Annotated in this window: 20 protein-coding genes and 1 tRNA gene; 9 read left to right on the top strand and 12 right to left on the bottom strand. The window is 44.0% G+C overall.

What is annotated here, in order from left to right; translation table 11 throughout:
* The 5 genes from XZ46_RS10855 to XZ46_RS10835 form a co-directional block, all read right to left on the bottom strand.
* Positions 1 to 888, bottom strand: coding sequence for a PhzF family phenazine biosynthesis protein (locus tag XZ46_RS10855; protein WP_008050447.1), 888 nt, complete (start codon positions 886 to 888; stop codon positions 1 to 3).
* 5 nt (positions 889 to 893) lie between these two features.
* On the bottom strand, positions 894 to 2,438 hold the full coding sequence (gene trpE / locus XZ46_RS10850) for an anthranilate synthase component I (RefSeq protein ID WP_008050446.1): 1,545 nt from the start codon (positions 2,436 to 2,438) through the stop codon (positions 894 to 896).
* A 202-nt stretch (positions 2,439 to 2,640) separates the two neighbouring features.
* A complete protein-coding gene (locus XZ46_RS10845) occupies positions 2,641 to 3,069 on the bottom strand; it encodes a photosystem I reaction center subunit II PsaD (RefSeq protein WP_006616635.1) in 429 nt (142 codons plus the stop codon).
* Between the two features lie 195 nt (positions 3,070 to 3,264).
* Positions 3,265 to 3,352: transfer RNA gene (locus XZ46_RS10840), tRNA-Ser, on the bottom strand.
* A gap of 163 nt (positions 3,353 to 3,515) precedes the next feature.
* The gene (locus XZ46_RS10835; protein ID WP_046321757.1) at positions 3,516 to 4,223 is read right to left on the bottom strand and encodes a YdcF family protein; all 708 of its coding nucleotides are present in this window, start codon (positions 4,221 to 4,223) and stop codon (positions 3,516 to 3,518) included.
* 79 nt (positions 4,224 to 4,302) lie between these two features.
* On the opposite strand from XZ46_RS10835, the gene XZ46_RS10830 reads away from it, so the two are divergent.
* The gene (locus tag XZ46_RS10830; protein WP_006625987.1) at positions 4,303 to 4,659 is read left to right on the top strand and encodes a hypothetical protein; all 357 of its coding nucleotides are present in this window, start codon (positions 4,303 to 4,305) and stop codon (positions 4,657 to 4,659) included.
* 49 nt (positions 4,660 to 4,708) lie between these two features.
* On the opposite strand, the gene XZ46_RS10825 is transcribed toward XZ46_RS10830, so the two are convergent.
* Entirely contained in the window at positions 4,709 to 5,524 is an 816-nt protein-coding gene (locus XZ46_RS10825; RefSeq protein WP_006625988.1) for a calcium-binding protein, read from the bottom strand.
* Positions 5,525 to 5,968: 444 nt separating this feature from the next.
* Between XZ46_RS10825 and XZ46_RS10820 the strand changes: the two genes are divergently transcribed.
* Positions 5,969 to 6,286 carry a hypothetical protein gene (locus XZ46_RS10820; RefSeq protein ID WP_196797686.1) on the top strand — a complete coding sequence of 106 codons (318 nt, stop codon included), beginning with the start codon at positions 5,969 to 5,971 and terminating at the stop codon, positions 6,284 to 6,286.
* A 204-nt stretch (positions 6,287 to 6,490) separates the two neighbouring features.
* Here XZ46_RS10820 and XZ46_RS10815 read toward each other — a convergent pair whose 3' ends face one another.
* Positions 6,491 to 7,600 (bottom strand): methyltransferase, encoded by a 1,110-nt coding sequence (locus XZ46_RS10815; RefSeq protein ID WP_008050433.1) that lies wholly within the window; start codon positions 7,598 to 7,600, stop codon positions 6,491 to 6,493.
* A gap of 180 nt (positions 7,601 to 7,780) precedes the next feature.
* Between XZ46_RS10815 and XZ46_RS10810 the strand changes: the two genes are divergently transcribed.
* The 6 genes from XZ46_RS10810 (at position 7,781) to ureC (ending at position 12,569) form a co-directional block, all read left to right on the top strand.
* A complete protein-coding gene (locus tag XZ46_RS10810; RefSeq protein WP_006625993.1) occupies positions 7,781 to 8,167 on the top strand; it encodes a DUF3110 domain-containing protein in 387 nt (128 codons plus the stop codon).
* A gap of 32 nt (positions 8,168 to 8,199) precedes the next feature.
* Positions 8,200 to 9,129 (top strand): N-acetylmuramic acid 6-phosphate etherase, encoded by a 930-nt coding sequence (gene murQ / locus XZ46_RS10805; RefSeq protein WP_008050430.1) that lies wholly within the window; start codon positions 8,200 to 8,202, stop codon positions 9,127 to 9,129.
* 99 nt (positions 9,130 to 9,228) lie between these two features.
* Positions 9,229 to 10,071, top strand: a complete 843-nt coding sequence (locus XZ46_RS10800; protein ID WP_006625995.1) for an urease accessory protein UreD — start codon at positions 9,229 to 9,231, stop codon at positions 10,069 to 10,071.
* 27 nt (positions 10,072 to 10,098) lie between these two features.
* A complete protein-coding gene (ureA, locus tag XZ46_RS10795) occupies positions 10,099 to 10,401 on the top strand; it encodes an urease subunit gamma (RefSeq protein ID WP_006619200.1) in 303 nt (100 codons plus the stop codon).
* A gap of 22 nt (positions 10,402 to 10,423) precedes the next feature.
* Positions 10,424 to 10,786 carry an urease subunit beta gene (locus XZ46_RS10790; protein ID WP_006669016.1) on the top strand — a complete coding sequence of 121 codons (363 nt, stop codon included), beginning with the start codon at positions 10,424 to 10,426 and terminating at the stop codon, positions 10,784 to 10,786.
* Positions 10,787 to 10,850: 64 nt separating this feature from the next.
* Positions 10,851 to 12,569 carry an urease subunit alpha gene (gene ureC / locus XZ46_RS10785; protein ID WP_006625997.1) on the top strand — a complete coding sequence of 573 codons (1,719 nt, stop codon included), beginning with the start codon at positions 10,851 to 10,853 and terminating at the stop codon, positions 12,567 to 12,569.
* Positions 12,570 to 12,621: 52 nt separating this feature from the next.
* Here the strand turns inward: ureC and XZ46_RS10780 are convergent, their stop codons facing one another.
* The 5 genes from XZ46_RS10780 to XZ46_RS34150 all read right to left on the bottom strand — a co-directional run bounded on the left by XZ46_RS10780 (position 12,622) and on the right by XZ46_RS34150 (position 18,062).
* Entirely contained in the window at positions 12,622 to 13,443 is an 822-nt protein-coding gene (locus tag XZ46_RS10780; RefSeq protein ID WP_111893656.1) for a sensor domain-containing diguanylate cyclase, read from the bottom strand.
* Entirely contained in the window at positions 13,353 to 14,444 is a 1,092-nt protein-coding gene (locus tag XZ46_RS10775) for a PAS domain-containing protein (protein ID WP_228116576.1), read from the bottom strand. The genes XZ46_RS10780 and XZ46_RS10775 overlap by 91 nt, the downstream gene beginning before the upstream one ends.
* 14 nt (positions 14,445 to 14,458) lie before the next feature.
* A complete protein-coding gene (locus XZ46_RS34155) occupies positions 14,459 to 16,195 on the bottom strand; it encodes a PAS domain S-box protein (protein ID WP_008050419.1) in 1,737 nt (578 codons plus the stop codon).
* Positions 16,196 to 16,601: 406 nt separating this feature from the next.
* Positions 16,602 to 17,834 (bottom strand): family 10 glycosylhydrolase, encoded by a 1,233-nt coding sequence (locus XZ46_RS10760; RefSeq protein ID WP_008050418.1) that lies wholly within the window; start codon positions 17,832 to 17,834, stop codon positions 16,602 to 16,604.
* 87 nt (positions 17,835 to 17,921) lie between these two features.
* On the bottom strand, positions 17,922 to 18,062 hold the full coding sequence (locus XZ46_RS34150; RefSeq protein ID WP_157234388.1) for a hypothetical protein: 141 nt from the start codon (positions 18,060 to 18,062) through the stop codon (positions 17,922 to 17,924).
* 271 nt (positions 18,063 to 18,333) lie between these two features.
* On the opposite strand from XZ46_RS34150, the gene XZ46_RS10755 reads away from it, so the two are divergent.
* On the top strand, positions 18,334 to 19,539 hold the full coding sequence (locus tag XZ46_RS10755; RefSeq protein ID WP_008050416.1) for a transporter substrate-binding domain-containing protein: 1,206 nt from the start codon (positions 18,334 to 18,336) through the stop codon (positions 19,537 to 19,539).
* Positions 19,540 to 19,554: the final 15 nt, after the last annotated feature.

Below are 19,554 nucleotides of genomic sequence, written 5' to 3'. Positions count from 1 at the left end.
TTAATTCAACCATTCTCCCTTAGCGATCGCCACCACTTTTCCCCCCACCATGACATCAATTTCATCCCCAACTTTTTGGGCTTTTAAAAATAGTAAAGAAGGGCGATTAATCTCATAACCCTGTTCCACACGCACATTAATCTCATCCCTATTATAATAGGAATTATGCACCAAATAAGCTGCCAGACAAGAATTAGCGCTTCCCGTGGCTGGGTCTTCGGCAATTCCTAAAGCCGGGGCGAACATCCTAGCGCTGATATCATTTTCCATGTCATAGGGTTCAGGACAAAAAACAAAAATCTCCTTAGCATTAGTGTTTTTAATAAACTCACCATAATGGTCTAAATTAACCTTAGCCTGTTTTAAAGCCCTTTGATTTTTGAGAGGGACGATTAAAAAAGGAATCCCCGTTGACACTTCTTGAATGGGAAAGTTATCGTCAAAATCCGCCATTTCCAAACCCAAAACCGGGGCGACATATGCCGGATTTAAACAATTATAAAAAACGGGATTACTGGGGCGCATCCATAACAACTCTTGGTCAGTGTTACCATTACTCCAAGTCACCGGAATTTGACCGACTCCCAAATTCAATACCACCTGATCAACAGGTTTTTTAATCATTTCCCGTTGAATAATATAAGCAGTTCCCAGGGTAGGATGACCCGCAAAAGGCAATTCTTTGGAAGGGGTAAAAATCCTGACATCATAGCCACCATCAACCATTCCCTCGGAACGGATAAAAGTAGTTTCTGAATAATTAATTTCCTGGGCAATTTCTAACATTTCCTCATCGGACAGAGAGGAAACACCCTCACCGAAGAAAACAGCGAGTTGATTTCCGGCATATTTAGCTTCTGCAAAAACATCAACGATGTAGAAATTCATAAAAACTAACTCTGAGAAGTTTTCAGACAGCTAATGGCTTCCAATAACCCCCGCGCCTTATTGAGGGTTTCCTCATATTCCTTTTCCGGTTGGGAGTCAGCCACAAGTCCAGCCCCCGCTTGTACAGAAACTTGATTTATACCATCTTCCCCCTGACGGACAATCATAGTGCGGATCGTAATAGCCGTGTTTAGTTGTCCCTCAAAATCATAATAGCCATAAACGCCGGAATATGGACCTCGGCGGCTAGGTTCCAACTCATTAATAATTTCCATAGCCCGAATTTTCGGCGCACCGCTAACAGTCCCAGCGGGAAAACAGGCTTTTAATAAATCCCAAGCAGTTTTATCATCTGCTAAGTCTCCCACCACATTACTAACAATGTGCATAACATGGGAATAGCGTTCGACGACCATCAACTGATCAACCATTACGGTTCCATTTTGGCAGACGCGCCCTAAATCATTACGTCCGAGGTCTACTAGCATAACGTGCTCGGCGATTTCTTTGGGGTCCTGTAGCAAATCTTGCTCTAGGTGTTGATCCTCCTGGGAGTTTTTACCACGGCGGCGGGTTCCAGCAATGGGGCGAACGGTGGCGCGCGCCTTTCCGTCAATGTTTTTTTCGGCTTTGACCATCACTTCCGGGCTAGATCCAATCATCTGCCAATCCCCAAAGTTAAAATAAGCCATATAGGGGGAAGGATTGATTAAACGCAGGGATCTATACAAGGAGAAAGGATCGCCTTGGTATTGTGCCGCCAGGCGTTGGGAAATGACGACCTGAAAGATATCTCCCGCCCTAATATAGTCCTTCGCCCGGTCAACAGCAGCACAAAACTGGTCGCGGGAGAAATTGCTGCTGTATTGGCGTGATGTTTCGGTATCATCAGATTTGTTGCTATCGGGGGGAGTCCATTGTAATAGGGTACTCTGACGAGATAGGGGAGATCTCAGTTTATCTACCAATTGAGTAACGCGATCGCAAGCCTGTTGATAGGCTGTTTCTGGGTCTGTTTCCCGCAGGTCAGCATAAGATATAGCCCAAACCTTGCGCTTCACCTGGTCAAAAATTAGTAAACTATCAAGCTGCATCCATAGGCCATCGGGTAAATCATCGTCTGTAAGGGGATAAATGGGGACTCGTGGTTCAATCCAGTTGATTAATTCATAACCCCAAAACCCGAACAGTCCCCCAATTCCCGGCGGTAGTTCTGGCAATTTGACAGGTTGATAGGGTTTAAGACAGTCAGCTAATACCTTAAACGGATCGCCTTGAAAATCTTGTTGTTGACCGTCCCTAAATTTTTGAATCATGCGATCGCCGCGGGCGGATAAAGTCCACAGAGGATCACAACCCAGAAAGCTGTAACGCCCAATTTTCTCCCCACCTTCGACTGACTCCAACAGGAAGCTGTAAGGTTGACCTGCACAAACCCGATACCACGCCGAAACTGGTGTATCCAAGTCCGCCACCCACTCCTGATAGACAGGAATGAAGTTACCCCTAGCCTGTAGTTGGCAGAATTGGGAGAAATCTGGAAAAATCATCGTTGTAATTTTTGGGAAAATTGGTAGCTGAATTTAATGCTACGGTGTATCAAAAATAACAGAAAATGCTGGTTTTTGGTGAAAAATCAGGAACCAGCAAACCTGATCTTATAGGGAGTTTACCTGTACTGTAGGGGTGGGTGCTACAAAAGCTCATTATCTGAATGAAAAGTCCGGTGAACCCGCCCCTACCCATAGACCCCTAAGACTCGTAGGTGGCTTTACCGCTGAATTTGACACTAGCTGGGTTGGGGTTGTCACCAATCTTGCGATCGATTTTTCCGTTGAACTCCCGACCTTCGTTAACTTTCTCAGGGAAAACGCCATCTTTGGGGTGGAGATATTCCATTTCGCCATTGGGGAAAATCCGATAGATTTTGAAATCCTCGATTTTCGGCTTGAATTTAGTCCGCAGTTGGGTTCCCAAGGCGAGACACTGCTCTTTGCGAGCCAGATAGAGCAAGTTTTCTCCCTCGTTCATAATAGCTGCGCCACCTGTGGGCATTTCAAACACCTGTTCTTTGGTGCTGGTCCAGGTAATGGCATATTTCTCCTCAACTTGGGCTTTGGTGAGAAGACCACCTGTGCTACCACCGAATTTGGGAGCTTTTCCTGTCAGTGTTTCTACCATAGAAAATTATCTCAAAGGTTTTTACGGGATCCTATCACTGATAATACCTTCTCAGTAGCGATCGTAAAGATCCGTTACACAGATATCCACAGCAGCCATAAAAACAGCCAAACCCTGCCCTAACCCCTCGCGCGCGATCGCTCGCACAGGTAGGGATTAGCGCCAGGGCTGGTCATGATTGAGCCTGAGCAAAACCGGAGAGGGTGGGATTCGAACCCACGAGGAGCTTGCACCCCTAACGAATTTCGAGTCCGTCGCAATCGACCATCTCTGCCACCTCTCCAGGCATTTCCAAGCTCATTAATCATTATAGCATTTCCCAGGGAAATTTCAACAAAAAAGCTGTAGGTCTTGGTTGGCCAACAGACACAGAAAAGCACCCCACTCTAATGCTGCGAACTGGTTGGACTCCATTTTAGAGATCGGCGGTTACTTCTGCTGATTTTCTAATTGCATAGGGATTCGGGATCAACTCCCCCCTGATACTCGCAGGTAAAACCATTTACACACCAGGAAGCCATATCGACTTCTGGAAGGTGAACAATATCAGAACAACTCGGTTGCCAGATCTGGCTAAAAAAAGCCCAAAGTATGGCTCTGCTGAGGTCTAATATGGTTTTGATCAGAGATTCTGTGTTCCCGGGTATCCCGGATTCTTCTACTAATTCCATTTCAGGCCAAATCCCATGGGCTCCTAACATGATTTTAGCCATCCATTGGGCCCTGGGAAGGTGGGTATCTGAGGTGAGGATTTTTACATGGCGCGCACCCCATTGGGTGAGTAAGGGTTGACTAAACATATAATTCCCGAAGGTGGAGTTGGCACATTTTTCTAACCAAACTCCTTGGCTGGGGGCTTTGTTGCGCTCAAATAGCTTGACAATGCAGGGATCGTCGGAACCTTTAGAAATGATAATGGGGATTTGTGGATATTCTGTGGCTAGTTGGGAAACATAGATTTCTCGGCGGATACTTCCCCCCAATACTAAGAAGGTATCAACGGGTTCTCTAGCGGACGATCGCATTATTAACAGGTGATTGACCAGTCCTAGACTCATGAATAACATTAAGGCGCACGCTGCTATGAGCAAAATTTTGACTCGGCGGCGCGCGCCTTGTCTAATCAACCTGGGGGTGTTCTGAGGCTTACTCATCTAAGGCGTACCAAATCCTACTGCTATAATGTCAAGTTGTGGAGACTTCCGCAGGCTGATACGGAATCCAATTAATAGCATGAGCATACCCAAAATTTGGCAACAATTTTTTTTCTTAGGTTCCCTAAGTTTCACGGTGACTGTCTCTACGATGGCTGCTGCTGAATCTCCTAGTTACCAACAACAACCCAGGAATGCTTATCCTCAAGAGTTTGTCAGCAATTATGTGAGCAATTGTCGTGAGCGATCGCAGAGGTCAGGGCTAACCCCCCAACAAGCGCAAACTATCTGTCAGTGTACCATTTTTGAGTATCAAGATCGATTTTCGATTGAGGAGTTTGTGGACATCGTACAGCAACTTCAGGAAACTGGACAAGCCCCAGATGAATTGGTGGATGTAGCTTTAACCTGTAGTGCGAAACTGGACAATAATTAAGGGGATGATGGTAAGGGCGCTATGACTAATCATTAGCGCCCTGAAACCGTCATAAGAAGTCGAAATAACTCGCGTCAATATCCAAAAAGAAATTATCCTGAATAACGGCTAACAGTTGCTGAGTACCATCTAGGGTGGTCTGAATAATTGCAGTTCCTTCTGGTAGACTAACATTGGTAGCAACAGATAGCTCCTGGGATGGAACTAATTCATGATTTTCTCTGCGTCCCCGTAACATCACCGTATCTTTCTCTGGGTCAAAATCACCGATCAGGGTGTAACCTCTTCCGGCGCGACTTATTCCCACTAGGGTATCATTTCCTTGGTCACCAAATAACAGATCATTACCACTACCGCCTACTAGGTAGTCGTCTCCCTGACCGCCATAGATGGTATCATTACCGCCGTCACCATAAATTGTATCATTGCCCTGGTTGCCAAATAACAGGTCGTCATCTGCGCCACCGTAAATGATATCATCACCGATATCGCCGAATATGGTATCTCTACCTTCAGCCCCTGATAAGATATCATTACCCTGACCGCCATAAATCAGGTCATCTCCCCCTTGACCATCTATGAAATCATCACCCATAAATCCGTAAATGGTATCATTACCGCCGCGACCTAGGATGACATCATTCCCATTGGTTCCAAATAACTCATCGTCATTGTTAGTACCAATTTGAGTCGTGGCTGGACTCAGGGGAGGCAATTGATCAAAATGATTCTGAAGCAGGAAAACATTATTGCCAGGACCACCAAATAAGGTATCTATCTCATCTGTCGATACACGGGGAGGTACAGGGGTTGACGGGGTTGACGGGGTTTCGGTATTGGTTAGATTTAGAATTAGGTCTTCCATGGGTATAAAAAATAAACAACAACTCGGACTTGGACTATGTTTTCTGCTACCCTGATTTTAGCTCAGGAAATTTGGCTAAAAATCCGATATTTGGGTCGGCATGGTCATTTACTTGTACAACATGAACATTCTGGCGATTTATTAAGAAAATATAAAATAATTTTCCTCTAAATCAAAGCAGAAAACGTCCTTGACTAGGGCAATTAAGTCAAAATCTCCTTGGCGATTTTGGTCGACAATTGCTGTACCGGGGGGTAATTGTTCGGGGGAAGGTTAGAGTCGAAAAGTTCCTCGGAAGTCCGTTAACTGGATGATATCCTCATCCAGAGCAAAGTGATCAATTAATGTATAACCAGGAACTCGATCGCTAATACCCATTAAGTATCATCCCCCCTATCACCCAATAACAGGTCGCTACCTGTTTCACCTACGAGAGTCATTACCTTGACCTCCGTAAATGGTATCATCATCTCGGTGCTAGTATTAGGTATCTGTACCAAAGTTGAAGACAGATTCAAAAGCGGCCAACAACGGTTCAAGTGTCGTGATTGTGGACCACAGTTTGTTGAAAACCCCACCAAAAAGGTGATTCACCAAGGAACACGGTCTCTGATTGACCGTTTGCGGACTGAGGGAATTCCCCAGGCTGGAATAGCAGGAGCCGTCCAAGTGCCTGAACCCTGGCTGCCAAACTACGTTAATCAGAAATATGTCTCTGTACGCCGCCAAGTCCAGGTAAGGCTCAAAAAAAAGGGGGTTTAACAATACCTTGAGGCAAGGAGTGTCTCGCTTAGTAGGCAAGGCCTTGTCCTTTTCCAAGTGTTGGCAGAATCACATTAGTGCCTAATGGTATTTTATCGATCGCCACAAGGCATCATTACTTCTTTGAGGAATGCCCAAAAGTCCCATATTTATGGATTTCGGTAATAATTAAAACTGGAGACTGTGTGATTTTCATCATAGCAATTAGTTACCCCTCAACCAAAACTCCAGTGGCGCACAATCAAACACCCATTCTAAGCCAAAATTATTAATAGTTTTGACTAAAATAATATCGTCCAAATTAACCTGATCTAACTTTAAGCTAAAATGCCATTGGTGGTCATAATTATCTGAGCAGGTAATTGTTTGCCGATAAACTAAGAGAGTATTTAGATAAACCAAAATTTCGGAAACCTGACCACCAGGGTTAATTTCGGAAACCCAACCCCCCAATTCCAAAACCCCATCAGCGGTAAGATGACAATGTTCAATTTTTCCTATAGGATGATGATAATATCGAAAATTCTCCCAAGTCATGGTCGGATTTTTCGCCAAAATATATAGGTCTTGATACCGACAAATTCCCTGCGGTATGCGATGATAAACAGCCTGATGGTCGGAAATATCAGCAATGGTATTAGCGACAAAATTTTCGCCGACATAACTGGTTCCATATTCCCCCAAGTCCAAAGTTCTGCTTTCACTATTCAGACAAAATAATAACTCGGAATCATCAATCATTAAATGAGATGGTAATAAACTGCGATCATGGACGCTAAATAATAATAAACCGTTGGGATTAAGTAAGTTATATAACACCTTTAACCATTGGGAAAAGGTAGCTTTAGGGAGATGGCTAAAAAAGGAACAAGCCAAAATCACATCAAAACTCTGACTACAAAGATAGTCTTTTGGCTGAGAGGTAGACACAATACCATTAACGCCAAATTGTTCAACCTGAAACTTTACCCCCTCGGCATAAATATCAGAAATCCAGACTTTATCTGAGGGTATTTCTTGCACAAAAAACCTGGTAGAGCGACCATAGCCACTAGCAAAGTCTAAAAAGGCACTGATTTTATGAAAGCTGCCAAAATGCCAATCAACGACTTGTTTGACGGCATCAAAAATGCGAATGCCATTGCTATAGTAACGAATTATAGCGCGTTCAGGGCTGCCTTGATTTTGGAGGGCGAATAAATACATCTCATCCTGATTGTCAATGGTTGAATTAAAGCGATCAGGAAACTTAACTTGATTGTGAACAAATGTTTTAATGGCTGGCATTTCAGCACCGGATATGGTATAATTCATACAAGATAATCCTCCAATATTGTGATATTTAGCTGGTGGAGACAGTCTAGCAGACTGGTTAGCACATCTCAACCGGAAGGGGCTGGGTCTGGAATGGGGATCCATGGTGGAGTTGAGAAAAAAGGTGATCGGAGGTTGTAAGATAAGATCAAGCTGTTGTTAACAACCCGATTCAAGATCATGAAAGTCTATGTCTTGCTGTTCAATGCCGGGACTGATAATGAGGGAATCCATACAATTCAGATGGGCGATCGCAATAAGGTGTTAATGTTTGAGGAGGAAGACGATGCCATCCGCTTTGGTGGTTTGTTGGAAGCCCAAGATTTCCCCAGTCCCTGTATTGAGGGAATTGATGATGATGAAATCAAAGAATTCTGTCGCAGTGTAGATTATGATTGGGAGCTGATTCCGTCTGGGGCTTTAGCGATTCCTCCAGAAAATAATGTGGAGGAGTTGGAGTGGGAAAAGCAAGGCAAAACCCAAGACGAAAGGGACTCAGAGGAATCTTCAGAATTCCCATCAGACGAACTCGACAGCATTCGCCGTCGCCTAGAAGGTTTACTTTAGCCTGATAACTTGTGAAGGACCAACAGCAAAACATGACTAATTTGGAAACGCGGGGCCATTTATTGACGGAACAGGCTAATGCGAGTAGCGAAAACCTCGATCGCCTGACTTCCCTAGAATTGGTGGATTTGTTCAACCGCGAGGATGTCAGAACTTTACTGGCGATCGCCCATGCCCGCGAATCCCTGGCCCTAGCCATCGACATAACTACACAATCCCTAAAAAAAGGGGGGAGGTTATTTTACGTCGGGGCGGGTACGAGTGGCCGTTTAGGGGTGTTAGATGCGGCTGAATGTCCGCCCACCTTCTGTAGTCCCCCGGAACTGGTACAGGGGATTATTGCGGGGGGCGCAGGGGCATTAATTCGTAGTTCGGAAGAATTAGAAGATAGGGCGACAGATGGGGAAAAAGCGATCGCCCACCGCCAAATCACGGAGTTAGATATCGTCCTAGGAATTACGGCTGGCGGCACAACTCCCTATGTTTATGGGGCGCTACAAGCAGCGAAAAGTCGAGGGGCAAAAACGATATTTATGGCTTGTGTTCCCAGGGAACAAGTGACCTTTGATGCTGATGTAGATATCCGCCTTTTAGTAGGTCCAGAAATCCTGGCGGGTTCGACTCGTCTGAAAGCGGGAACTGTCACCAAAATGGCATTAAATATCATCTCAACCAGTGTGATGGTGAGGCTAGGAAAAGTCTACGGTAATCGCATGGTTGATGTGGCGGTGACGAATAATAAATTACGCGATCGGGCGATGCGTATTTTAATTGATTTAACAGGTATGACTCGCTCACAAGCGGCAGAATTATTAGAACGCAGTAATAAATCGGTGAAATTAGCCCTATTAATGTATTGGACTGATTTAGATGCGTCAGGGGGAATTAAACTGCTTGATGAATGTCAAGGACAATTGAGAGATGCGGTGTTAAAGCATCAAAAAACCATCAAAAATAATTAGCAGTCAACTATCTATTTCCAGCTTAATGGTTTCCCTCACCCTAAATCCCTATCCCCAGTGGGGGGACTTTGATATAACTCCTCTATCAATTATCAATTAATGAGTGACTTTAACCGGTCGGAATGGCATGGTATTCTTAACCTGAAATATTCCCAAAATAATGGAATTACCCAAGTAGTTAATAAGTATACGATCGCGCCCTATAAAATCCAACGCCCTTTTTATCCGCCAGGGGAGGAAATTTGCCAGAGTGTAGCATTACATACAGCGGGGGGAATGGTGGGGGGCGATCGCCTATCGCAGAACCTGCATTTACAAGCGGATACGAAAGTTTTATTAACTACGGCGGCGGCGAGTAGAGTTTATCGTAGCACGGGAAAAACTGCCAGCCAAAATGTTAAGATTAAACTAGAAAAAGGCGCTTATTTAGAATATCTGCCCCGAGAAACCATCATTTTTAATGGTGCTATTTATCGTCAAGATTTACGGGTAGAATTAGCCCCAGAAGCGACCTGGTTAGGATGGGAAATTACCCGGTTTGGTCGTTCAGCCAGGGGGGAAAAATTTATGGAGGGAGAGTGGCGATCGCACACGGAAATATGGCAAAATGAGAAACCCCTATGGATAGATAGACAATGGCTTCCTGGGGGTGAAACCATTTTAGAGAGTCCCCACGGCTTAGGAGGATGGCCTGTGGTTGCTACCCTCACCTGGGTAGGTGAACCTGTTTCCAAAGAGACCCTAAACCATGTTAGAATGCTGTGGGGTGAACACCAAAGGGAAGGGGAAGCCGGGGCGACTCAACTGTTATCAGGGTTATTGTGTCGTTATCGTGGTCCGTCTAGCCAAGAAGCGATCGCCTGGTTTACTGAAATTTGGCAGTTATTACGCCCCAATTTATCAGGAAAAAACATCACCAAACCGCGAGTTTGGAATGTTTAATAACTGGACTCATTTAAGGAGTTGTGAATGCAACTATCACCCCAAGAAAAAGATAAACTACTAATTTTTACTGCCGCCTTAGTAGCGGAAAGACGTAAAGCCAGGGGAGTTAAATTAAACTATCCCGAAGCTGTCGCCTACCTATCTGCTGCCATTTTAGAAGGGGCGCGAGATGGTCGAACTGTGGCGGATTTAATGAGTTATGGAACGACTCTATTAACTAAAGATGATGTGATGGAAGGGGTAGCGGAAATGGTGGACGAGGTACAGGTAGAAGCGACGTTTCCCGATGGTACGAAATTGGTAACAGTTCATAATCCCATCCAATAAAACAATCACTATTTAATTAACTATGATTCCCGGAGAAATAATCGTTAAACCAGGAGAAATCGAACTTAATTCGGGTCGCGAAACTGTGAAAATTCATGTAGCTAATACAGGCGATCGCCCCATCCAAGTCGGTTCTCATTTCCACTTTTACGAAGTTAATCCCGCCTTAGAATTTGCCCGAGAAACGGCTAGGGGAATGCGGTTAAATATCCCCGCTGGTACAGCCATCAGATTTGAACCCGGAGATAACCGGGAAGTCGAATTAGTGACTGTAGCCGGAAGTCGTGAAATTTACGGTTTTAATGGGTTAATTAATGGCACATTATCACCCGAAGTTAAGCGGGAAAAACGCAAAAAAGATAAGTCTAAAAAAAAGCCTAAGTAAATCTGGTGAGTTAACCCGCCGCCAGCTTGAAAATAGCTATATTGTGATTAATTAGGAGCTAAAAATGAGTTATCGCATGGATAGACAAGCCTACGCGGAAACCTTCGGACCGACGGTAGGCGATCGCATTCGATTAGCCGATACAGAACTATTTATAGAAGTTGAAAGAGACTTAACTACCTACGGAGATGAGGTCAAATTTGGGGGTGGTAAAGTAATTAGGGATGGTATGGGACAATCTCCCATTTCCAGGGAAGATGGCGCGGTTGATGTGGTAATTACTAACGCCCTAATTTTAGACTGGTGGGGAATTATTAAAGCTGATGTGGGTATTAAAGACGGTAAAATCTGCAAAATTGGTAAAGCGGGAAATCCCTATATTCAAGACAACGTTGATATTATTATTGGTCCGTCTACAGAGGCGATTGCTGGAGAAGGTAAAATCCTAACTGCTGGCGGAATTGATAGCCATATTCACTTTATTTGTCCCCAGCAAATTGAAACAGCGATCGCCTCTGGAATTACCACCATGTTAGGGGGTGGGACTGGACCCGCCACCGGAACTAATGCCACCACCTGTACTCCCGGACCATGGAATATTCATAGAATGCTACAGGCGGCGGAAGCCTTCCCGATGAATTTAGGATTTTTAGGGAAGGGAAACAGCGCCCAACCCCAGGGCTTAGTTGAACAGGTAATGGCGGGCGCAATGGGTTTAAAACTTCATGAAGATTGGGGAACTACACCAGCGGCGATCGATGTTTGTTTAACAGTTGCGGATAAATATGATATTCAAGTAGCTATTCACACAGATACCCTGAATGAGGCGGGCTTTGTAGAGAATACCATAGCCGCGTTTAAAGACCGGGTAATTCACACCTACCACACGGAAGGCGCGGGGGGTGGTCATGCGCCAGATATCATCAAAGTTTGTAGTTATAAAAATGTCCTGCCTTCCTCGACGAACCCCACCCGTCCTTATACTGCAAATACCCTAGAAGAACATTTAGATATGTTGATGGTTTGTCACCATCTCGATCGCCATATTCCCGAAGATGTCGCCTTTGCCGAGTCCCGCATACGTCGGGAAACGATCGCCGCCGAAGATATCCTTCACGACCTAGGCGCATTTAGTATGATAGCCTCGGACTCCCAAGCTATGGGAAGGGTAGGAGAAACCATTATCCGCACTTGGCAAACCGCCCATAAAATGAAGGTACAAAGGGGGTTATTACCATCCCCAGAAAATGCGGCAGAAACCCATGATAATTTCCGGGCTAAACGCTACATTGCTAAGTATACCATTAATCCTGCTATTGCCCATGGAATTAATGATTATGTCGGTTCGGTTGAAGAGGGTAAATTAGCAGATTTATGTCTATGGAAACCGGCATTTTTTGGAGTTAAACCGGAAATCGTGATTAAAGGGGGGGCGATCGCCTGGTCACAAATGGGAGACCCCAACGCCAGTATTCCCACACCCCAACCCATTTATATGCGTCCGATGTTTGCTAGTTTTGGAGGCGCGATATCTGCCACATCCTTAACCTTTGTTTCCCAGGCTTCTTTAGAGGGTAAAACTATGCAAAAACTGGGTTTAAAAAAAGCAACAGTTCCCGTATCTAATACCCGCCATTTGAGCAAATTAGACATGAAATTAAACGATAGTTTACCCCAGATCGAAGTAGATCCAGAAACCTACGAAGTCACGGCAGACGGGGAACTACTAACCTGTGAACCCGCCACAGTTTTACCCATGGCGCAGCGCTATTTCTTATTCTAACTTCACCCTTTAGGCAAGGTTGACAAACTCTCCCAGAAGCAGGTAGAATAAATTAAGATAAGGTGGCAACGATCGCACAGTTACGTCCGTTAGCCTTAGCGCGATATAAAGCCCCATCAGCCGCCTTGATTACAGCCATTGGGGTAGTTCCATGTTGAGGAAAACAAGCAACTCCTATAGAGGCGGTGAGGGTGTTTAAATTTTGACCGTTATGGTTGAGATGGAGTTGGCTAATAGCAGTGCGGATAGCTTCAGCCCGATCGCAGATAGCGGGTAAAGACAATTCTGGCATAATTAGAGTCATTTCCTCGCCGCCATAGCGACAAGCAATATCTGAACCGCGCACACTGTTTTTCAATACTTCAGCAACCACCCGTAAGACATAATCCCCTGCATCATGACCAAAGGTGTCGTTAAACTGCTTAAAATGGTCTATATCTAGCATGATCACACCAATGGGGTGCTGTTGACGTTGGGCGCGGAGAATCTCTTGATTAAAGGATTCTTCCAAATAGCGGCGGTTAAATAATCCAGTTAATGGATCTCGGATACTCTGATTTTGGAGGGTTTCTCGGAGGTTTAAATTAGCGATCGCTAAACTTAACTGTTCCGATACAGTGCGGGCTAATTGCTGTTTTGGTTCAGATAAAGCCGTGGCGGTTTTGGTAGCTAGATAAAATAATCCCAAAGTTTCCCCCTGAGCTACCATGGGAATACAAAGGGTAACCGCCAATTCTGTAGTGTTTTGGATATGCTGACACCGAGGACCTGAGCGTTGATTTCCTACTTCATAGGGACGACCCCGGCGCAGTCCCCAACAATGCTTAGGGTCAAAATCAACTGCTGAATGTAAATCAGACCCCCACCGAGCCACATTTTCAACCCGGTTGTGGGAACTACAGGTTCTAAACAGACCACCCGAACACTCAGGGAAGAGTAAGGTGCGACTGGGCGGGCGATCGCCTCATAAGCCTCATCGACATTGTTACAAGCCTGCAAAAATTCGTTAATTTCACCCAAAATCACCATCTCTTGGTGACGCTGCTTGAGATCATCTAACCTTTGTTCCAACTCTTGATTAACTTGTTGGAGAGCCTTTTCTGACTGTTTAGTTCGGGTCACGTCCCGGAAAGTGACCGCAAAACCATCCCCCAATTTAACCGCCACATTTTCAAACCAACAGTCAATGCCATCATGTTGATAATGAAACTCATACTGGAAAGGTTCGCCGGACTCCACCACTTGGACATAGGCATCAAATAAACCATCAGTTTTATTTCCCGGCATTTCTTCTAATAATTGTTTACCGATTAATTTTTGAGGCGATCGCCCCACCAATTTGCCAGCCGTGGGATTAGTCAACAACCAGATAAAATCCACTATTTCCCCAGTCTCATCCCGCAGAGAACGAAAAGCCATAATCCCATCAAGGGAACTATTTAATACACTAGCCAACTGCGCCTCAGAAGTTTGTAAAGCCTCCTGTATTTCCACCATGTGGGTGATATCTGTCACCAGTTTAATGCAGCCGTCATATTGCCCCATATCATCAAACAAAGGTGTAGCAGAAACCAAAGCCCAGACCACTTTACCATCACGGTGGCACAGCTTGGCGCGATGTTGACCCATTATACCCTGATGACGCTGGTTTAGATAAATTTCAGCCATCGAAGATCCTTCTGTGTCGATCAAATCTAGGAAAGACATTCCCAGCATATCCGTGACAGAATAGCCTAGCATTTTTGCCATTTGCTGATTGACAAAGCTGGTGTGATCTGTCTTATCTAAAACCCACACTCCCTCCTGGGTGGTTTCAATAATGGTGCGATATTTGGCTTCACTGTATTTGAGGGCTAATGAGCGCCTGTTTGCGATCGGTAATATCGTAATTAATCCCCGTCATCGCTCCGGGTACCGTCACTATGGTGCTGGACTATGCCTGCCCCTCGCAACCAACGCTTGATTCCATCGGGTCTAACAATACGAAATTCTACATTAAAAAAATTATCTTGGGCTATGGCTGCTTTGATAGCCTTTTCAACCTCGGTAATATCATCTCGATGGACGAGATTAGCCCAGTCTTGATAGACTACTTTACGCGGCCAACCTTGCAACCCAAAAATCTCATACATCCGCTGATCCCAGTTTACCGTATCTTTGAGATCCCAATCCCAAGCCCCAATTTGACCTGCTTCTAGGGCGAGGGAAAGGCGGGTTGACAGGTTTTGTAATTGGGCTTCCGCTTGTTGGCGACGGGTGATGTCACGGGCTGCTGAATATATGCGATCGCCAACTGCAACCGATCGCCATTCTAACCAACGATAGCACCCATCTTGGCAACGGTAGCGGTTGACCAAATTAATCACTTCCTCTCCTAATCGCAATTTTTCTATCGTTTCTAGGGTCTTTTGGCGGTCTTCTGGATGTACATAATCCATAAACTGTTTGCCTTCCAGTTGTGCTATTGGATAACCTAGGGTTTTTTCCCATTGGCTATTCAAACGCAAAAAATGCCCCTTTGTATCAGCAATAGAGAGTAAGTCTAGGGTGACGGAAAAAAAGCGATCGAGTTCTTCTGTTTTTTCCTGTAGGGCTATCTCGGCTTGTTTCTCTTGTGTAATATCCTTCATAAAGCAGTGATGCCCCAACAACACCCCCTGGGCGCTATAGTTAGCAATCATCATCACCTGCTTATAAAATACTGAACCATCCCGGCGCACACCCAAAGCGATCGTTTCCACTTTCCCCCGATGCAGCATAATCTGATACTTTTCTTCTAGTAACGGGATATCATCGGGATGAACTGTGTATTGCCAAGGTTTGCCGATCATCTCTTCTGGTTCATAGCCACAGATACCCGCATAAGCTGCATTGACCTTGGTATACCGACCTTGGGGATCTAGTTGGGAAATGCCAACTACTGCATTTTGTAGGGCTTCGTTTCTCTGCTTTAGTTGTTGATTCAGTTGGGAAAGTTCTGCAGTTCGGGCTACTACTTGCTGCTGTAGTTCCGCTTTGGTCTTTTTTAATTGGGCTATTAAATTCGCTTGATTTAGGGCTATGCCTACTTGAATGGCTATTTGTTGTAAACCGTCAATTTCTGGCTGTTCCCAAACTCTGGGTTCCGTGCAATGATGGGCAACTAATAATCCCCATAAATCCGATTCCTGAAATAGGGGAATTACTAGGTTGGCTTCCACTTGCAAGTTCTGCAAAAATTCCCGGTAGCAAGGGACTAAATCCGCTGTGCTAACATTGGCGATCGCTCTAAATTCTCCCTCGCTATATAATGGTTTGCCCAACTCTAGAAAACAGATGTCTTCTACAATATAACCCTCTAAGGACCACCTCTCATCCTCTACCGCCTCTACCACAATGCCACCATTCCCATGCAAGTCGATTTCGTACAATAAAACGCGATCGCATTTTAGTAATCTTTGCACCTCATCCGCTGTGGTCTGTAGAATTTCCTTGAGTTTCAGCGATCGCCGAATCCGCAGGGCCATAGTCGCGATGATATGATCCCAAGTCTGTCTGATTTCGTAGCTGTCGCGCAGTTCCTGACAACCATTCCTTACCTGGTCGGCCCATTTACTATTTAAATCTCTGAAGGGTTGATTATTCATCTGTATTAGCAAATGCCTTGAGGGCTGACCTGATCGAAAAAAAGTCTATACAATGGCAATCATGGCAATAATTTTAATATTTGTAATAATTGTAACTGATTACCTCCAAAAATTAAAATCCCTCCTCCCTCAGTGGCGATACTTGCTTTTTTTAGCGGCTGATGCTATCATATTATATAATACAGATATGCACTAAATTATTTTTTTGCAATAATGACCATTATTTAAGATTATGTAAATATGATATCACTAATCGCCGCCGCCTGTCAACCCCTCTGGCCGATTTCGGCGGGCTATTTTTTAAAAAAATTGACCAAAAAATCAACCCGAGATAATTTAACTGTAGAATAGAAGCAGGGAAGCCACAGGAGGAAATGATGATAATTCACCTAATTTGTAAGTTTATTCAAATGGTCAATTCATGCACCTTGTCGGCGAGTCTTTCGGGTTCTCCTGAGAGAGGAAATAGCAAAATATTAGGGATGTTAGGATTATCAATCAACTCGGGCAATCGATTCAATTGTCTCTCGGTAATGGAAATACCATCAGAGGCTTCGACATAGACCATTTCATCATCAAAATTTTCTTCAGCATAAACCTGGATAAAAAAGCGATCGACCCCCCATGCTTCTAGGTCTGCGGCAAAATACTGTTTTGCCCAATAGGGGTTATGGTGGCAGATATCAAAACTAACTGAGGGGTTAGCGGCTTTCATTTGTGCAATCATATTGCGGACAAAATTAGTTAATTTAGGAGTGCGATCGATTTGACCGGGTAACTCATCATGATAACCCAAATAATCATCCCATTGTACAGCATCAATGGTGGGGTATTTTTGGACAAATTCAACCACAATATCAGTAAAAAATTGAGCAACTTCTGGGATACCCACATTCAAGACATAATGATCAACTCCTGGGTGAGTGCGATCGACTCCTGGGACGATCCAACCTCTCTGGACTGCCCAATCAAAGGCGTGACTATTTTCATCTATTTTAATGCCTTTTTCAAAGTAAGCATGAACTTCCATGCCGTGTTTATGGGCTTCATCAATCAACCAATCAATCCATTCTTCTTCAAACAAATTTTGACAGCTACTATAACCAAATTTTGCCTGCATTACTTGACTTTCATACATGGTACAAGCGTTACCCCATACCCCATGAATAATGGTATTAATACCGCGATCGCGATAGTAGCGAACCCTAGCCCTAATGGTTTCTTCGCTAGCGTTATTTGTGGCTTGATAACGACTTAAATAAATGCCTCTAATGGGTTTACCTTCCCAGGTATTGAGTGGGGATGATGGTATAGGGGAAGGTGGCTTGATGGTTGGTGATTTGGGTGGCGTTTCCGGTTGGGCTTCCGGTTGTGGTTGGGGTTGTGGTTTCGGTTCAGGATTGGTAGTCTGAGGAATTTCTGGAATATTGGGTAAAGTAGGCGGTGATTTATCAGTGGAAGTTGCCCAAGTATTCAAAAATGGAATATCGGCGATAATCTCATGATTTAAAAACCGACTAATTTCCAAGTTATCTCGCTGTGTAAATAGCCAATAACCTCCACCTAAAAACAGCAGAATTACTGAAAAGGGAATACTGGCACATCCACAGCCTCCAGGTTCTCGTTTTTGATTAGACATGATTTGTTAATGAGTGCGAAACTACTTGAGAATATCGGCGATACTTTAATTATTACCTAAAAACCTGATTTCTGCCAACTGGCTATATTACTTAGGGTCTGTGGGTTGGCTGAAAATGATGGTAATGGCGATCGCATGATGTATAATGGTAGAGTCCAAGTGTGTCGCTGGATTAGGGATACCTGCATACAGACCGTTGTAGAAGCTGCTACAGGTTGTTCGCTTCAAAGATTCCCCTCACCCTCAATCCCTCTCCCACCCGGGTAGAGAGACGAGTGAAGACGTATTGCATAATTACTGAAAGGGCTGTATACTTCGGATTTAATCCGGAAAAGATTGGCAACAACCGTAAAGTACCATAATCCTATAGCTAGGAATACTAACTGAATCGCTGAATACTCAAAATTTAGTCTTGAAGGTTTGGGGGGGATAAAAACAACTTCCGAAAACTGTCAACCTAAATTGATGTGAAAGGAACAGCAAAGCAATTATTTTTAATATGAAAATACTCTCTAACTGGCAATACAAAGTTCTGATATTAGTAGCTATATGCTTGGCAAGTATTTTGATTTTTACCCCCTCAGTAAAAACTCAAGATGCGCCCATTTTTGTCTCTTCAGAATCTCTAGTAAATCTGGCACAATTAAGCAGTGCTGAAACTTCGCCTGATAGTAATAGTTGGGATTTAGACTTGACTGAAGCTGGGGCAGATTATGATATTATTGAACTGCAAAAACGCTTACAAGAAAAGGGGTATTATCTAGGGGCGATCGATGGCATTTATGGGGAAAAAACCAGAGAAGCTATTTCTAACTTTCAACTCAGTATAGGCTTAGAAAGCACTGGTATAGTGAATCAAGAAACCTGGGATTCTTTACTAGGAAATTCTGCGGCAGTTTCCCAGGCAAACCAGTCATTAAACTCCATGTCGCCAGACTTGCAAAAAATCATGGATAGAGGAGAGTTAATCGTCGCGATAAATCAAGAAGATTCGCCGCCTTTTTTTGCGGAAGATGCCAACGGTGAATTAATCGGATTAGATGTGGCGATCGCCAAAGGAATCGCCAGAAATTTAGGAGTAAAAGTTACCTTTAATCGTCGTGCCAATACCTTTAATGAAGTGGTAAATTTAGTTTCTCAAGGTGAGGCAGATATGGCGATTTCTAAACTGAGTCAAACCTTAGAAAGGGCAAAAATTGTTTCATTTTCTCATCCCTATTTAACTATGCGCCATGGTCTCTTATTAAATCGCCTGCAATTAACTCAAGCGCTAAGAAATAGAGATTTAGTTGAGTTTTTGAGAGATTTTGAAGGAAGGATGGGTGTGATTAATGCCTCTTCTTATGAGAGATTTGCCATGGACAAATTTCCCAAAGCTACCATTATCAGATATTCCAATTGGGACGATTTAATTAAAGGTGCAATGATGGGAGATATACTAGCAGCATACCGGGATGAGTTGGAGGTTAAAAAGATTCTGATTAATTACCCCAATGTAGCTTTAAATTTTCAAACTGTCGCGTTAACAGATACCCAAGATCCGATCGCGATCGCTTTACCGTGGTCTAGTAATCACCTGTTAAAGTTTGTGAATTTGTATCTGACAATGAACGAAAAACAATATACAGTTAGTCAGTTATTAGAAGATTATTCTGATTTGTTAGTGTCCCCCTCTCAGTCTCGTCAACTCAACTCACAAAATTAACACAAATACCCATTG

The organism is Limnospira indica PCC 8005 (genome assembly GCF_000973065.1).
Taxonomy (GTDB): Bacteria; Cyanobacteriota; Cyanobacteriia; order Cyanobacteriales; family Microcoleaceae; genus Limnospira; species Limnospira fusiformis.
This window is presented reverse-complemented; position numbering and strand designations above follow the sequence as displayed.

Coding starts and splice junctions, on each gene's coding strand:
- XZ46_RS10855 (WP_008050447.1), bottom strand. CDS start 888: ATGAATTTCTACATCGTTGATGTTTTTGCAGAAGCTAAATATGCCGGA.
- trpE (WP_008050446.1), bottom strand. CDS start 2,438: ATGATTTTTCCAGATTTCTCCCAATTCTGCCAACTACAGGCTAGGGGT.
- XZ46_RS10845 (WP_006616635.1), bottom strand. CDS start 3,069: ATGGTAGAAACACTGACAGGAAAAGCTCCCAAATTCGGTGGTAGCACA.
- XZ46_RS10835 (WP_046321757.1), bottom strand. CDS start 4,223: ATGAGTAAGCCTCAGAACACCCCCAGGTTGATTAGACAAGGCGCGCGC.
- XZ46_RS10830 (WP_006625987.1), top strand. CDS start 4,303: ATGAGCATACCCAAAATTTGGCAACAATTTTTTTTCTTAGGTTCCCTA.
- XZ46_RS10825 (WP_006625988.1), bottom strand. CDS start 5,524: ATGGAAGACCTAATTCTAAATCTAACCAATACCGAAACCCCGTCAACC.
- XZ46_RS10815 (WP_008050433.1), bottom strand. CDS start 7,600: ATGAATTATACCATATCCGGTGCTGAAATGCCAGCCATTAAAACATTT.
- XZ46_RS10810 (WP_006625993.1), top strand. CDS start 7,781: ATGAAAGTCTATGTCTTGCTGTTCAATGCCGGGACTGATAATGAGGGA.
- murQ (WP_008050430.1), top strand. CDS start 8,200: ATGACTAATTTGGAAACGCGGGGCCATTTATTGACGGAACAGGCTAAT.
- XZ46_RS10800 (WP_006625995.1), top strand. CDS start 9,229: ATGAGTGACTTTAACCGGTCGGAATGGCATGGTATTCTTAACCTGAAA.
- ureA (WP_006619200.1), top strand. CDS start 10,099: ATGCAACTATCACCCCAAGAAAAAGATAAACTACTAATTTTTACTGCC.
- XZ46_RS10790 (WP_006669016.1), top strand. CDS start 10,424: ATGATTCCCGGAGAAATAATCGTTAAACCAGGAGAAATCGAACTTAAT.
- ureC (WP_006625997.1), top strand. CDS start 10,851: ATGAGTTATCGCATGGATAGACAAGCCTACGCGGAAACCTTCGGACCG.
- XZ46_RS34155 (WP_008050419.1), bottom strand. CDS start 16,195: ATGAATAATCAACCCTTCAGAGATTTAAATAGTAAATGGGCCGACCAG.
- XZ46_RS10760 (WP_008050418.1), bottom strand. CDS start 17,834: ATGTCTAATCAAAAACGAGAACCTGGAGGCTGTGGATGTGCCAGTATT.
- XZ46_RS10755 (WP_008050416.1), top strand. CDS start 18,334: ATGAAAATACTCTCTAACTGGCAATACAAAGTTCTGATATTAGTAGCT.